This window comes from Oleiphilus sp. HI0123, assembly GCF_001635315.1.
In genome coordinates this window covers 1-494 of the sequence record NZ_LWGE01000889.1, presented here as the reverse complement: position 1 = coordinate 494, position 494 = coordinate 1, and the positions used below count along the sequence as shown (strand labels likewise).

The window sequence follows — 494 nt, the reverse complement described above, 5'->3', positions numbered from 1 at the left end:
ATAGCGGTTTAACAATAGATTCTGCATCCCCTACACTATTCCCGGAGTGCGAATGCCCTGAACCCTGCTGCGCCTTTTTCTTAGAGTGATAGAGTTCGTCAAGAACAAACATCTTGTACGCTTCTGACTGGTATAAAGCTTTCAGGTCCTTTGTAAAAACGAGCAAATGAGGCTCGTTAGTACGATTTTTAACAAGTACTCTGACCTTTGAACCAGAACTAATATTGACAGATTGCGGCCACACCCTACCAACAAGCACTTCAAGCTCGACGGTACGATCAGTCGCAGCCTGACCAAACAAGGGGTCTTTCCAGTATTCACCTAAAATATCTTCTGCCGTTACGCCGGCATTCGTAGTAAGGGTAAATAAAAGAAGCAAGGAAAGGAAAAGGTAGGGCATAATAAACTTTGGTAACATCTAAATGTTGTTCAACCTAAGCAACACAACATGGAACAAAACTACAAGTGACCTTCTTTATATGAAGTATACACCA

At 42.1% G+C, this 494-nt stretch carries 1 protein-coding gene; it reads right to left on the bottom strand.

Annotated elements, in window-relative coordinates; all coding sequences use genetic code 11:
- Positions 1-400 (bottom strand): hypothetical protein (locus A3761_RS07695; protein WP_156491725.1); only part of this gene is annotated, 400 nt, incomplete at its 3' end.
- Positions 401-494 lie beyond the last annotated feature (94 nt).